At 62.6% G+C, this 14,209-nt stretch carries 11 protein-coding genes; all 11 read left to right on the top strand.

Annotated elements, in window-relative coordinates:
- Positions 1-6 precede the first annotated feature (6 nt).
- Entirely contained in the window at positions 7-438 is a 432-nt protein-coding gene (locus ACUN0G_RS12200) for a MarR family winged helix-turn-helix transcriptional regulator (RefSeq protein ID WP_003218197.1), read from the top strand.
- A complete protein-coding gene (locus ACUN0G_RS12195; RefSeq protein WP_445573539.1) occupies positions 435-2,513 on the top strand; it encodes an FUSC family protein in 2,079 nt (692 codons plus the stop codon). Before ACUN0G_RS12200 ends, ACUN0G_RS12195 begins: the two co-directional genes overlap by 4 nt.
- On the top strand, positions 2,510-2,719 hold the full coding sequence (locus ACUN0G_RS12190) for a DUF1656 domain-containing protein (protein ID WP_017478036.1): 210 nt from the start codon (positions 2,510-2,512) through the stop codon (positions 2,717-2,719). The genes ACUN0G_RS12195 and ACUN0G_RS12190 overlap by 4 nt, the downstream gene beginning before the upstream one ends.
- A complete protein-coding gene (locus ACUN0G_RS12185; RefSeq protein ID WP_258343091.1) occupies positions 2,716-3,606 on the top strand; it encodes an efflux RND transporter periplasmic adaptor subunit in 891 nt (296 codons plus the stop codon). The genes ACUN0G_RS12190 and ACUN0G_RS12185 overlap by 4 nt, the downstream gene beginning before the upstream one ends.
- Entirely contained in the window at positions 3,603-5,045 is a 1,443-nt protein-coding gene (locus ACUN0G_RS12180) for an efflux transporter outer membrane subunit (protein ID WP_169386682.1), read from the top strand. The genes ACUN0G_RS12185 and ACUN0G_RS12180 overlap by 4 nt, the downstream gene beginning before the upstream one ends.
- An 81-nt stretch (positions 5,046-5,126) precedes the next feature.
- Positions 5,127-5,759 carry an NADH:ubiquinone oxidoreductase subunit N gene (locus ACUN0G_RS12175; protein ID WP_258343094.1) on the top strand — a complete coding sequence of 211 codons (633 nt, stop codon included), beginning with the start codon at positions 5,127-5,129 and terminating at the stop codon, positions 5,757-5,759.
- 266 nt (positions 5,760-6,025) lie between these two features.
- Positions 6,026-7,522: a YdgA family protein gene (locus ACUN0G_RS12170; protein ID WP_258343096.1), complete on the top strand. Its 1,497-nt coding sequence runs from the start codon at positions 6,026-6,028 to the stop codon at positions 7,520-7,522.
- Between the two features lie 181 nt (positions 7,523-7,703).
- Positions 7,704-10,160, top strand: a complete 2,457-nt coding sequence (gene pgaA, locus ACUN0G_RS12165) for a poly-beta-1,6 N-acetyl-D-glucosamine export porin PgaA (protein ID WP_445573538.1) — start codon at positions 7,704-7,706, stop codon at positions 10,158-10,160.
- Positions 10,161-10,172: 12 nt separating this feature from the next.
- The gene (gene pgaB, locus ACUN0G_RS12160) at positions 10,173-12,176 is read left to right on the top strand and encodes a poly-beta-1,6-N-acetyl-D-glucosamine N-deacetylase PgaB (protein ID WP_445573537.1); all 2,004 of its coding nucleotides are present in this window, start codon (positions 10,173-10,175) and stop codon (positions 12,174-12,176) included.
- Positions 12,177-12,179: 3 nt separating this feature from the next.
- Positions 12,180-13,526, top strand: a complete 1,347-nt coding sequence (gene pgaC, locus ACUN0G_RS12155; RefSeq protein ID WP_445573536.1) for a poly-beta-1,6-N-acetyl-D-glucosamine synthase — start codon at positions 12,180-12,182, stop codon at positions 13,524-13,526.
- Complete coding sequence (pgaD, locus tag ACUN0G_RS12150; protein WP_421552930.1) at positions 13,523-14,005, top strand: poly-beta-1,6-N-acetyl-D-glucosamine biosynthesis protein PgaD; 483 nt, start codon at positions 13,523-13,525, stop codon at positions 14,003-14,005. The genes pgaC and pgaD overlap by 4 nt, the downstream gene beginning before the upstream one ends.
- Positions 14,006-14,209 lie beyond the last annotated feature (204 nt).

Genomic DNA, 14,209 nt, shown 5'->3' with positions numbered 1-14,209 from the left:
CTCCAGATGAACATCAGCAGCAGCATGGTGGTAGGTGCCAGGACCTGGCGCAAAATCTGCCAGACCACGCTCGTCAGCTATGGCATCTCCGAAGCCTGCGCCGTGCCGCTGCTGATGATCGGCCGCCTCGGCGACGGTGTGCATCAGGTCAAGGTGGCCCAGGCCGCCGGGATGGAAAGCCCGTCCCTGGTGCGTCTGTTGGACCAGCTGTGCAATTCCGGCTACGTGTGCCGCACCGAAGACATCCACGACCGCCGCGCCAAGGCCTTGAGCCTCACCGAGCGTGGCCGCGAGCTGGTGCAGGCGGTGGAGGAACAGCTGGTGCGCCTGCGCCGCGAGGTGCTGGCGACGATCGATCCCGATGACCTGGAAGCTGCGCTGCGTGTACTGCGGGCCTTCGAAGGCGCCAATCAACATCCCATGGTTGTGAGTTCTTGAACGGATTTTTTACCGGCATGCCGCCGGCCAAGGATTGGTTCTACGGCGTAAGGACATTCGCCGCTTCAATGATCGCGTTGTACATCGCCATGCTGATGCAAATGCCGCGTCCGTATTGGGCGATGGCCACGGTGTATATCGTTTCCAGCCCGTTTGTCGGCCCTACCAGCTCCAAGGCGCTGTACCGGGCGGTCGGTACCTTCATGGGCGCCGCCGCTGCGGTGTTTTTTGTGCCGATGTTTGTGCAGACGCCTTACGTGTTGGTGGTGGTGATCGCGCTGTGGACCGGGATTCTGCTGTTCCTGTCCCTGCACCTGCGCACCGCCAACAGCTATGCGCTGATGCTGGCCGGCTACACCTTGCCGCTGATCGCCCTGCCGGTGGTGGATAACCCGCTGGCGGTGTGGGATGTGGCCGAAGCGCGGACCGAAGAAATTTTCCTCGGTATCGCCGTGGCCGCCGTGGTGGGTGCGATGTTCTGGCCACGACGCCTGGCGCCGGTGTTCGATGATTCGGTAAGCAAGTGGTTTGCCGACGCGCAGGTCTACAGCCGGCGCTTCCTCAGCCGCAACGTGCAGCCCGAAGAAATCAGCACCCTGCGCGGCGGCATGGTTGCTACCTTCAACACCCTGGAATTGATGATCGGCCAGTTGCCCCATGAGGGCTCGCGGCCGCAAACGGTGCGCAACACCAAGGAGCTGCGCGGGCGGATGATCCACCTGCTGCCGGTGATCGATGCTCTCGACGATGCCGTGTATGCCCTGGAACACCGCGCGCCGGAATTGCTCGACCGTTTCACACCGTTGCTGACCGCCGCCAACGAGTGGCTGGACAGCACGCAAAAGGACGCGTCCCTCGAACGCTGGCGTGTTCTGCGCGACCAGATCGAAGCCCTGCAACCCGATGCCGACGCCCTGGATGACCGCCACCAGTTGCTGTTCTCCAACGCCCTGTATCGCCTCGGCGAGTGGGTGGATCTGTGGCAAGACTGCCGCAGCCTGCAAGCTGCCATCCAGTGCGAAAGCCAGGACAGCTGGCGCGCGGTCTACCGCCACTGGCGCCTGGGCCGGCTGACACCCTTCCTCGACCGTGGCCTGATGTTCTACTCGGCGTTTTCCACCGTCACCGCGATCATCGTCGCCTCGGTGCTGTGGATCCTGCTGGGCTGGACCGACGGTGGCAGCGCGGTGATCCTGGCGGCGGTGGCCTGCAGCTTCTTCGCCTCGATGGACGACCCGGCGCCGCAGATCTACCGGTTCTTTTTCTGGACGGCGATGTCGGTGCTGTTCGCCAGCCTCTACCTGTTTCTGGTGCTGCCCAACCTGCATGATTTTCCGATGCTGGTGCTGGCGTTTTCGGTGCCCTTTATCTGCATCGGCACGCTGACGGTGCAGCCGCGCTTCTACCTCGGCATGCTGCTGACGCTGGTCAACACCTCGTCGTTCATCAGCATCCAGGGCGCCTACGACGCGGACTTCCTGGCCTTCGCCAACTCCAACCTGGCGGGCCCGGTGGGCTTGTTGTTCGCCTTTGTCTGGACCCTGATTGCCCGACCGTTCGGCGCTGAACTGGCGGCCAAGCGCCTGACCCGCTTCAGCTGGCGCGACATCGTCACCCTGACCGAGCCTGCGACCCTGGCCGAACACCGCAAGATGGGCGTGCAGATGCTCGACCGCCTGATGCAACACCTGCCGCGCCTGGCCATGACCGGCCAGGACACCGGCATCGCCCTGCGGGAAGTACGGGTGGCGCTGAACCTGCTGGACCTGCTGGCGTACTCGCCGCGCATCCTCGGGGTTCCGCGTGTGTTGTTGAACCAGGTGGTGGAAGGCGTCGGCGGTTACTTCAAGGCCTGCCTGAAAGCCGGTGAACGTCTGCCGGCCCCCAGCGGTCTGCTGATGACCCTCGACCGTACCCGCCGCGCGCTCAACGGCCAGGGCCTGCAAGGTGAGGGCGAAACCCGCCTGCACCTGCTGCACGCCCTCAGCGGCTTGCGCCTGGCGTTGTTGCCCGGCGTGGAATTTCTTGGCGGCACAGAGACGCAAGCGCCGTTACCCGATGGAGCGCCTTTATGATCGGTGATCTGGATATCAGCGGGGTGTTCCTGCCCACGCTGCTGGTGCTGATGGGCATTACGTATGTGTTGTACCTGGTGGTGCACGGGCTGTTGACCCGCCTCCACTTCTATCGCCTGGTCTGGCACCGGGCATTGTTCAATGTGGGTCTCTACGCTCTGTTGCTGGGCGCAGTGGACTCACTCAGTCGATACCTCATGACATGAAAAAACCTTTTTTGACCATCGGCCGTGTAGTCCTGACGTTATTGGTGGTGACCTTCGCCTGCGTCGTCGTGTGGCGCATGGTGATGTACTACATGTTCGCCCCCTGGACCCGTGACGGCCATATCCGTGCCGACATCGTGCAGATCGCCCCTGACGTGTCCGGGCTGATCCAGCAAGTGGACGTGCGTGACAACCAGTTGGTGGTGCGCGGGCAGGTGCTGTTCTCCGTCGACCAGGACCGCTTCAAGCTGGCCCTGCGCCAGGCCCAGGCCGCCGTGGCCGATCGCCAGGAAACCCTGGCCCAGGCCGTGCGCGAGAACAAGCGTAACCGTGGCCTCGGCAACCTGGTGGCCAGCGAGCAACTGGAAGAAAGCCAGTCGCGCGTGGCCCGTGCCCAATCGGCCCTGGCGGAGTCGCAAGTGGCGGTGGATGCCGCGCAGCTCAACCTGGACCGCTCGGTGATCCGCAGCCCGGTGGACGGCTACATCAACGACCGTGCGCCGCGTAATCAGGAGTTCGTGACGGCCGGGCGCCCGGTGTTGTCGGTGGTGGACAGCAATTCCTTCCACATCGACGGCTATTTCGAAGAGACCAAGCTCGACGGCATCCACGTCGGCCAGAGTGTCGACATCCGCGTGATCGGCGACAACGCTCGCCTGCGCGGGCATGTGCAGAGCATCGTCGCCGGTATCGAAGACCGTGACCGCACCAGCGGCTCCAACCTGCTGCCCAACGTCAACCCGGCGTTCAGCTGGGTGCGCCTGGCCCAGCGGATTCCGGTGCGCATCGCGTTTGACGACGTACCGGCAGACTTCCGCATGATTGCCGGGCGCACAGCCACGGTGTCGATCATCGGCGATAAACCCACGTCGGAGAACCAGCCATGAAACGGCTTTTAGCAACCGCCGGGTTGGGGTTGTTGCTGTCGGCCTGCCAAGTGGTGGGCCCCGATTACAAGCTGCCGGACAAAGCGGCCGTGAACCGTGGTGACCTTCAGGGCCAGTTGGCCGGGGAGGGCAACAATGTGGTGTCGGCGCCGGTGCCGGCGGACTGGTGGAAGCTCTATCAAGACCCGCGCCTGGATAAGCTGGTGGAGCAGGCCATGGCCTCCAACACCGACCTGCGGGTGGCTGCGGCCAACTTGCAGCGCTCGCGCTATCAGGTGCAGCAAGCCGAGTCTGCCGGCGGCTGGAGTGCCGGCGCCAAAGCGGAAGCCCAGCGCTTGCAAGAGTCTGGTGAGGCCTATTTGCTGACGGAAAAAGTCCCGGTGGCGAACATCGGCAGCGCCAGCATCAGCACCTCCTACCAATTCGATTTGTTCGGCACCTTGCAGCGCGGCATTGAAAGCTCCCAGGCCAGCGCCGACGCGGCCCAGGCGGCGGCTGATATTGCCCGTATCACCCTGGTGGCTGACGTGGTGCGTTCCTACACCCAAGTGTGCGCGGCCAACGAAGAGCTGGCGATCGCCAACGAGTCCCTGGACCTGCAAGCCCAGAGCACGCACCTGACCCAGCGCCTGCGGGACGCCGGGCGTGGCGATGAAACCCAGGTCACCCGTTCGCAAACCCAGTACAAATCCCTGCGCGCCGAAATGCCGCGCTATGAAGCATTGCGCCAGGCCGGGCTGTTTCGCCTGTCGATGCTGTTGGCCAAGCCACTGAATCAACTGCCGGCCGGCACCGCCCAATGTGCCGAGCTGCCGCATATCGCCCAATTACTACCGGTGGGCGACGGCGCCACGCTGCTCAAGCGTCGCCCTGATGTGCGCCAGGCCGAGCGCCAACTGGCGGCTGCCACGGCGCGCATCGGTGTGGCCACCGGCGCGCTGTACCCGGATATCAGCATCGGGGCCACCGTCGGCACCGTGGGTATTCTGGATGACCTGGGCACGCCAGCCACCAACCGCTGGGGTTTTGGCCCGTTGATCAGCTGGACGCTGCCGACCAACGGCGCCCGCGCCCGCATCCACGAAGCCGAAGCCGCGACCCAAGGCGCCCTGGCGCATTTCGACGGCGTGGTGCTCAACGCCATCCGCGAAACCCAGACGGGCCTGGCGCAATACACCGCGCAACTGCAACGTCGCGATGCGTTGGCCGATGCTGGCGCGTCGGCCAAAGAGGCCGCGGAGCAGACGCACCGCTTCTTCCAGGCCGGCCGCGCCTCATTCCTGGCCGACCTGCAAGCCACCCGCACCTACACCGATGTACGGGCGCAACTGGCGGCGGCGAACACCCAGGTTGCCATGAGCCAGATCGATTTGTTCCTGGCCCTGGGCGGCGGTTGGGAAAGTGGACGAACGCAAGCCACACAAGCCAGCAAACCCTGAGCTGATTGCTATGCTTTGACTGGCGGGTTCTGTTGATGACCCGCTTGTCACTGCTCGCGTTTGCTCATGGGGATTCCAATAATGAAAAACCCTTATGCTCCCGCTTTCTGGTGCGTGTTCTTCGCACTGGTGTTGCTATCGGCGACGTACTTCTACGGCATCATGCTGGCCCATCAAATCGACAAGGCCATGGTGTTCCTCGACAGTGCCAGCGCGCTGATCGCGGTGCTGTCCATCGGTGTGGTGGCGTGGGCCACCTACCAGGGCCAGCGAATCAAGCGAAGACTGCTCGAACAAGGCAAGACCCGCGTGGCGATCTGGGACACCAAAGTCGCCCTGCGCCGGGTCGAGACGGTGTTCGACCGCTACTTCTGGGGCAGCTACTGGCAACCGGGGCGCACCTTCCAGGAAGTCATGGGTGAACTGACCGGCACCCCGCTGGAAAAAAGCCTCGAAGCCCTGAAAAAACAATGCGTGATGCTTGATCGGCAAGTCGCCGACGGACGGCATTGGCTGAATAACGCCCGGGAGTTATCCGACGTGGCCACCGCGATGGCGCGAGAGCGTTACCAGCTGGATTTTTATGATCCCAAGTCGGATACGCCGGGCAATGCGGTGATTCACCGTGAGTTTGAAGTGCTGGTGTATACGTGGACGGCGCGGCTGAAGAGCTTTGATCATCAATTGGATGAGATTGAAACCGAGTATTCCTGAAGTCTGTGGTGTCTGTACTGACGCCTTCGCGAGCGAGCCCGCTCCCACATTCGACTGCATTCCAAAGATGGAACTCGATCGAATGTGGGAGCGGGCTTGCTCGCGAAGGCGCTTTACCGTTCACCGCTGAAGCCTGCGCCTATTGAAAAACTGGGCCGCATACGCCAGCCAATGCTAATCTTCCCCGGATTTCGGCGGGCTTGAGCCGACACCCTTCGGGGTTCAGGGAAGACAGCCCACTTCACAGGATTTGATCAGGTCACTACATGAATAAGCCAGCAGTCGTTCTCTTGGGTATCGTCGTCGCCATTGGTGCAATCAGTGCAGGCGGTGCCTGGTACACCGGCAAGCAACTGGAGCCGGTGCTGCAAACCGCCATCCAGGACGCCAACAAGGAACTGCAGACCTCCATGGCCGGCGTCGACGGCACCGTGACCCTTGAACTGGTCTCCCTCGACCGCCAGCTGTTCAGCAGCACCGCCCACTATCGCCTCAAGGCCCAGGGCGCAGTGTTCGGCGAAAACAATCAGGACACCGAACTGCTGTTCGTCGACCATATCGAACACGGCCCGCTGCCGTTCTCGCGCCTGGTGTCGCTGAAGTGGTTGCCGGTCATGGCCACCAGTCACTACGAGCTTGAGAAAAACCCCACCACCGAAAAATGGTTCGCCGCCAGCAAAGACGTGTCGCCGCTCAAAGGCGTGGCCAACATCGGCTACAACCGCTCGGTGAACGGCAACGTTGAACTGCTGCCCCTGGAGCTCAAGGACGACAAGTCGGCCGTGAGCTTCTCCGGTGCCAACCTGGACTTCGACTCCACTGCCGAAGGCAAGAAGGTCAAGGCCAGCGGCTACATGGACAGCCTCAAGGTTTCGGTTGTCGATGCCAACAACGCCAAGCTGGATGCCGAGCTGAGCGGCCTGACCATCGCCAGCAACCTGGAAAAAACCACCTTTGGTTTCTACACCGGGCAAAACACGGTCGAGCTGACCAACACCAAGGTCACCTTCGGCCCGCAGCAAGCGGTGCTGACCCTCAAGAACTTTGAGCAGAAAGACAGCAGCGAAACCAAGGACAACAACCTGGCCGGCCGTGTCGACTACAAGATCGACGAGATCGGTTACCAGGGCAAGCCAGTGGGTTCGGCGGCCATGGCGGTCAGCATGAAGAACGTCGATATCCCATCGATGCTGGTGCTGACCAAGCTCTACCAGGAAAAAGTGCAACCGGCCCAAGCCGCTGCCGCTGCAGGCCAGCCAGTGCCTGAGTTGCAACTGACCGAAGCCGAGCAAACCCTGGCCCAGGCCAATGTCAACCAACTGCTGGCTGCCAAGCCGCAGGTGGCGGTAGAAAACCTGTCGCTGAAAACCACCAATGGCGAGAGCCGCTTCAACCTGGTGGCGGACTTCGCCAAGCCGTCGAGCATGGACCTGCCGCCGGTTGAACTGGGCAAGCAAATCGTTGCGCTGCTGGACGCCAACCTGACGCTGTCCAAGCCGATGGTTCAGGACGTTGCCGCCCTGCAAGCGCAGATCGGCGGTGTGACCGACCCGAAAGCCATCGAGCAGCAGTCCCAGATGGCCAGCGAGATGATCAGCGGCATGGCCGTGGGCACTCAACTGGCGACCCTGGTGGGCACCGATATCGTGTCCAAGCTGCACTACGCCAACAATGAAGTGACCTTCAACGGCCAGAAAATGACCGTCGAGCAATTCATTGGTTTTGTGCTGGGCAAGTTCGGCGCGGTCAACGGCGCTCAATAAAACTCGTCTCAAAGTGATGTAGGCCAATTCTGAAGAATTGTTCGGAATTGGCCTTTTTTGTACCCCTCTCAAGGATATTGCGCCCCAGGAAAGCTTGGCCGCGTCATCAGATGCTGGCCGCCTGGAGTGTCGTGCAGGTGAATTTATCGCTACAGCTTTCCCAGGTGAGGAAGCTGACGACATGTCGCGTAATGTTCATCCCTTTATCCGTTTGGCCCTGTGTAGCCAGTTGCTCTGGCCTTTCATCGCGTCGGCGGATGCTGCCTATGATTCGCTGATCAACCAGGCCCGCAGCGGCAACTATGGCCCGGCCCTCAATCTGTTGCGCCAATTGCCCGCCGAGCGTCAGACGCCGGGGCAGGTCAGCGATCACCTGTTGATTGCCAGCTGGGCACGCCAGGACGCCGAAGTGCTTTCGGTCTACGAGACCCAGGGCCGCAGTCGTACCCTGACCACCCAGGCGCTGGCCACCGTCGCCCGCACTTATCGCAACCAGCAGCGTTGGGAGCCGGCGATTGCCGTGTATCGCCAGGCGCTGCAACGCGAGCCGAATAATCCGGACCTGCAACTGGGCCTCGCCCTGACCCAGGCCGACGCAGGCCAAACGGCCGAAGCCGTACAGCGCGCCCGTGCTCTTGTGGCCGCCAAGCCCGACGACGCCGACCGCCGCATGGCCTTGGGTTACGCCCTGACCCGCGCCGGTTCAACCTATGACGCGCTGTTCGAGTTCGACCAGGCCTTCATCCGCGCCGGCAACAAACCCGAAGTCGCCCGCGAATACATCGTCGCCCTGCAACGCGCGCGTCTGCCGGAACCGGCCCTGCGCCTGGCCGCCCGGCGCCCGGGCCTGTTGGACCCGGTCACCCAGCGCCGCCTCGAAGGTGACCTGGCTGCCGAGCGCGTGCGCATGGCCGAGTTCGCCTCACGCAGTGAAAAAGAGCGCTACGTCATCGCCGACCGCGCCCTCAAGGACTACGACCAACTGCTCGCCACCTGGACACCGGATGCCACTGCCCATGACGACGTGGTGCGCTGGCGCATAGACCGCCTGGGCGCGCTGAAGGCCCGGGCACGCACCGCCGAGGTGATCCGCGAGTACGAAGCCCTGACGGCCCAAGGTGTGCAACTGCCGACCTACGCCGTGCGTTGGGTCGCGGCGTCCTACCTCGACCAGCGCCAGCCAGAAAAGGCTACGCCGCTGTATCGCCAGGCGGTGACCGCTCCGGACGCGGACGTCGGCGACCATGTTAAAGACAGCTCCGCCCTGTTCTACGCCTTGTTGGAAAGTGACCAAGTGGCCGAGGCTCGCGCGGTCGCCACTCACCTGGCCGAAACCGAGAAGCCCCGGGTTGAACTCAAGGGCCTGCCCATCGGCAACCCTAACGATGAATGGATGGACGCCCAGCAACTGGCGGCCCAGGCCGGTACCTATGGCGCGGACCTCAACGCCAGTGAAGAAAGCCTGGAGGCCCTGGGCAATAAAGCCCCCGGCAGCATCGGCGTACGTCTGGCCCAGGCCGAGATGTACCGTGCCCGTGATTGGCCGAGGCGCGCCGAAGATTCGCTCAAGGAAACTGAAAACCAGAGCCCGCGCGACATCGGCGTGGAAATGTCCCAGGGCTTCACGGCGTTGGACTTGCAGGAGTGGCGCCAACTCGACCTGCTCACCGACGATGTGGTCGCCCGCGCGCCCGAAAACCGCCAGGTGCAGCGCCTCAAACGCCTGCGCGATGTGCACGACATGGCTGAAGTCCGGGTAGAGGCCTACACCGGTAAAAGCTTCGGTGGCGGCAACGACCAGGAAGCCGGTGCGGTGTCCGGTAGTCGTGACTGGGGCATTGAGACCGTGATCTACACCCCGCCCATTGACGAAGACTGGCGCCTGTTCGCCGGTGTCGGTTATGGCACCGCCGACTTCGCCGAAGGCACCGGCCATCATCGCTGGCAGCGCGTCGGCGTAGAGCGGCGTACCCGCGACATGACCCTCGAAGCGGAGGTCTCCAATCACTCCTATGGCTTTGGTTCCAAACAAGGCGCGCGGGTGTCGATTGCCAGGGACATCAACGACCACTGGCAATACGGGGGCAGCCTCGATTACCTCTCGGCCACCACCCCGTTGCGGGCGCTGAACACCGACGTCACGGCCAACGGCGGCAGTGGTTTTATCCGCTGGCGCGCCAATGAGAGTCGGGAGTGGAAACTCGCGGTCAGCCCGTCCCATTTCAGCGATGGCAACAACCGGGTCGAAGCGTTGCTCACCGGCCGCGAGGGTGTCTACAGCTCGCCCAAGGTGCAAGTGGAGCTGGGCCTGGATGTCAGTGCCAGCCGCAACAGCAAGGAAGACACGCTGTACTTCAACCCCAAGTCGGACCTCGGCGTGTTGCCCACCGTCACCGTCAACCATGTGCTCTATAACCGCTACGAAACCCAGTGGAGTCAGCAGTTCCAGGTCGGCGCGGGTACCTATAGCCAGCGTGATTACTCCACCGGCGGTGTCGGCTTGATCGGCTACGGTCAACGCTTGCGCTGGAACGACGTACTGGAAGCCGGCGCCAACCTGAGCCTGGTCAGCCGACCTTATGACGGTGAGCGCGAGCGCGATCTGCGCCTGCTCGTCGACCTCACTTACCGTTTCTAGAAGAGCCTGACCATGACCCTCCTCAGCCGTTGCTTGCTGGTCCTGGGCGTATTGCTGGCCGCCGCCTGCGCCCAGCAACCCGCGCCATTCACTCCTCCCGCCGAGCGGCCGACCCTGGCCAACGAAGCGCCGTGGCCGAAGAACCACTTTTTGGGCATTGCCTACCACGATGTCGAGGATAACGACCCCGATCAGGCGGTGGTCGCCGTACGCACCGAGCGTTTGATCGAGCAGTTGGCCTGGCTGCGGGAGAACGGTTACCAGGCGGTCAGTGTGGACCAGGTTCTGGCCGCTCGCCGGGGCGGGCCGACACTGCCGCCCAAAGCCGTCATGCTGAGTTTCGACGACGGCTATTCAAGCTTCTATACCCGCGTGATGCCGATTCTGCGGGCGTATAACTGGCCGGCCCTGCTGGCGCCGGTAGGCAGCTGGATCGATACTCCGCTCAACCAACCGGTGGATTTCGCCGGAACGCCTCGGCCCCGTGGCGACTTTCTGACCTGGCAGCAGATTCGGGAAGTGTCCCAATCCGGCCTGGTGGAAATCGCCGCTCACACCGATGCCAATCACAAAGGCATCCTGGCCAACCCCCAAGGCAACCTGGAGCCGGCGGCCACCACACGGCGCTTTGATCCGGCGACCCATCGCTATGAAACCGAGGCGCAGTTCCAGGCGCGGATGCGCGCCGACGTGGTCGCGATCTCCAACAAAATCCGCACGGTCACCGGCAAGGCGCCTCGGGTATGGGTATGGCCGTATGGCGCCGCCGACGGCACCTCGCTGGCGGTGGTGGGTGAGCACGGCTATGAGATGGCGCTGACCCTGGACGACGGCCTTGATGACTCGAACAAGCTGATGAACAGCCCGCGCTTCCTGGTGGATTCCGACCCGGACGGCGAGCATTTCGCCAGCAGCATTGTCTCGGTGCAGGCCAAGGCCCCGCTACGCGTGCTGCATGTGGATCTGGATCACGTCTACGACCCCGACCCGGTGCAACAGGCGCATAACCTCGACGTGCTGGTACAGCGTGTGGTGGACATGGGCTCTGTGACCGTGTTCCTGCAAGCCTATGCCGACCCCAAAGGTGACGGCCTGGTGCAATCGTTGTACTTCCCCAACCGTCACTTGCCGATGCGCGCTGACTTGTTCAACCGGGTTGCCTGGCAGTTGCACACCCGTGCCCGGGCCAGCGTGTTTGCCTGGATGCCGGTACTGAGTTTCGACCTTGATCCCAAACTGCCACGCGTCACGCGTTGGGATCCGGAAACCGGCAAGGTCAGCCCTGATCCTGACCAATATCGGCGCTTGTCGCCGTTTGATCCGAAAGTGCGGCAGATGATCGGCGAGATTTATCAAGACCTGGCGAGCACCGGCAACAGCGCCATCGACGGTGTGCTGTACCACGATGACGCGCTGCTCAGCGATTTCGAAGATGCCAGCCCAGCCGCGCTCAAGGCCTATGCCGCCAATGGCCTGCCCAACAGCATCGCCGCGCTGCGCGCGGACCCTGCCGTTCTGCAGCGCTGGACCCGTTTCAAGAGTCGCTACCTGATCGACTTCACCAACGAGTTGACCGCCAAGTTCCGCGCCATCCGTGGCCCACAGATACAAACCGCGCGCAACCTCTTCGCCGAGCCGATGCTCAATCCCGGCAGCGAAACCTGGTTCGCACAAAACCTCGATGACTTCCTCCAGGCGTACGACTGGACCGCGCCCATGGCCATGCCGCTGATGGAAGGCGAGACACTCAAAAACTCCAATGCCTGGCTGGAAAGACTGGTGGCGACGGTCAAGGCGCGTCCCGGTGCGCTGGAGAAAACCGTATTTGAGTTGCAAGCCAAAGACTGGCGCACCAAGGCCGCTCCCGACATCAGCGGCACGCAATTGGCCGAATGGATGAATGTGCTCAAGCGCCAGGGCGTGACCAGTTTTGGCTACTACCCGGACAACTTTCTGGAGAATTCGCCGGACCTGAAAACCGTGCGTCCGGCCCTTTCCAACCAGTGGAATCCTTGACTCATGTTCGACAGAATCCTCGCGCTTATCGTTTTGTCGTTGGTATTGGGTGTGCCCCTTGGCCTGATCTTTTTGATCACCGGGCAGTTCCTGATGGACTTCGTATTCTTCTATCCGCTGTTCATGTCCGGCCTGTGGATCGCCGGCGGCCTGTACTTCTGGCTGCACTGGGAGCGCCATTGGCCATGGGCGGACGACACGCCGGCGCCGGTGTTGGCCGGTGAGCCACTGATCTCGATCCTGATCCCTTGCTACAACGAAGGCGACAACGCCGCCGATACCATCGGCGCCGCGTTGGCCCAGCAATACCGCAACATCGAAGTGATCGCGATCAACGACGGCTCCAGCGACAACACCGCCGCCGTGCTCGATGCGCTGGCGCTGAAAGAACCGCGCCTGCGGGTGCTGCACCTGGCGCAAAACCAGGGCAAGGCCGTGGCCTTGCGCATGGGTGCGGTAGCCGCGCGCAGCGAATACCTGGTGTGCATCGACGGCGATGCATTGCTCTCGCCGAACACGGCGGCGTACCTGGTAGCACCGATGCTCGACAACCCGCGTCTCGGTGCCGTCACCGGCAATCCGCGGATTCGCACGCGCTCCACCTTGATAGGCCGGGTGCAGGTGGGCGAGTTCTCTTCGATCATCGGCTTGATCAAGCGCACCCAGCGGGTCTTCGGGCGGATCTTCACCGTCTCCGGCGTGGTGGTGGCGTTTCGGCGGGCGGCCCTGGACCGGGTCGACTACTGGAGCACCGACATGATCACCGAAGACATCGACGTGAGCTGGAAGCTGCAACTGGACCACTGGAGCATCTTCTACGAGCCCCGCGCGCTGTGCTGGATCCTGATGCCGGAAACCCTCGGCGGCCTGTGGAAGCAGCGCCTGCGCTGGGCCCAGGGCGGCGCTGAAGTGCTGTTCAAGAACATCCGGGGCATCTGGCAATGGCGCCATCGCTACCTGTGGCCGCTGCTGTTCGAGTACTGCCTGTCCACCGGTTGGGCCTTCACCTTTTTGCTCTCGGTGATCTTCTGGGCCGTGGGCAAAGTCGTGACGCTGCCCGCCGCCATCGCCGTCGACTCACTGATGCCGCCGGCCTTCACCGGCCTGTTGCTGGCAGTGGTGTGCCTGGTGCAATTCGCGGTGAGCATCATGATCGACCGGCGCTATGAAAAGGGCCTGTGGAAAACCCTGTTCTGGACCGTCTGGTACCCGCTGGTGTTCTGGCTGGTGAGCCTGTTCACCACCCTGGTCAGCTTCCCCAAAGTGTTGTTCCGCCAACACCAGAAACGCGCGCGCTGGGTCAGCCCGGATCGCGGTATCAAAGCCCCCGCCAAGGAACTGCAACCATGAACCTGATCCGAACCCAACAACGCCCGGTAATGTGGGCGATCGACGTATTCCTGACCCTGCTGGCCTGGGCCGGGCTGATCCTCCTGCTGGTGCGCGGCATGGTGCCGATGCTCGACAGCCACGGCGGCCCGCGCATCGAAGCCCCGATTTTCGCCACGCTGGACACCTTGCAGATCTACCTGTGGATCGCCGTGTTCAACGCCGTGATATTGATCAGTTGGGCACGTTACCAGCAGCAACGCGGCAAGCGCTTTGCCCAGCGCCGCTCTGCGGCCAAGGCCTTGAGCGACCAGCGTTTGAGCCACAGCTTCAGCCTGGGGGAAGGTGACCTGGAGCAACTGCGTCGCCCGGGTGTGCTGGTCATTCATAACGACCATGAAGGTGGCGTGCAGGAAGTGACAGCGCATGTGTCCCGGCATGTGGAGAAGCCAGGGCTGAAGCTGGTGCCGGGGCAGGAGCGGGCGAAGGAGGTCGGTTAACCGGAATGCCGAAAATTGGGATCCAATTCACAAAATAGCCGCGAACTTTTCCGGTTTTTTGGCTACTAACCAGTCGTGATAACAGATTGATGGCCAAGTAGTGGCAACTGTAAGCCCTTTAGCCGAAGTTGTATCAATACTGTTACCGCTTGTCGGAATAAAAATTCCAATTGCAAGCGATTAAGCGTTGCATGATTTATTTAT

Source organism: Pseudomonas sp. 32A (assembly GCF_052682255.1).
Note: the sequence above shows the minus strand (reverse complement) of the source record. Positions and strands in the feature narration are given on the sequence as shown.